This window comes from Streptomyces sp. WAC05292, from assembly GCF_003949955.1.
Classification (GTDB): Bacteria; Actinomycetota; Actinomycetes; order Streptomycetales; family Streptomycetaceae; genus Streptomyces; species Streptomyces globosus.
On record NZ_RPSE01000919.1, the window covers coordinates 1 to 261 of the forward strand.

Genomic DNA, 261 nt, shown 5'->3' on the forward strand with positions numbered 1-261 from the left:
CGGCCTGCCGAAGGGCCGCCGCTGATGCGCTTCCTGCCGACCGAGGAGCAGACGGACTTCGCGCGGGCGGTGCGCGCCCTGCTGGCGGCCGCGGACGTGCCGGCGGCGGTACGGGCGTGGGCTGCGGGGGACTTCGCGCCGGGCCGGGCGGTGTGGAAGCGGCTGGCCGCGGCGGGCCTGTTCGCGCCGGCCGCGCCCGAGGCGTACGGCGGGGCGGGGCCGCTGCCGGTGGAGCTCGCCGCGGCCATGGTGGAGGTGGGG

Annotated in this window: 1 protein-coding gene; it reads left to right on the forward strand. The window is 81.2% G+C overall.

What is annotated here, in order from left to right; translation table 11 throughout:
- Positions 1 to 24 precede the first annotated feature (24 nt).
- The coding region (locus tag EF903_RS33720) for an acyl-CoA dehydrogenase family protein (protein ID WP_185902988.1) at positions 25 to 261 on the forward strand (237 nt) is incomplete at its 3' end.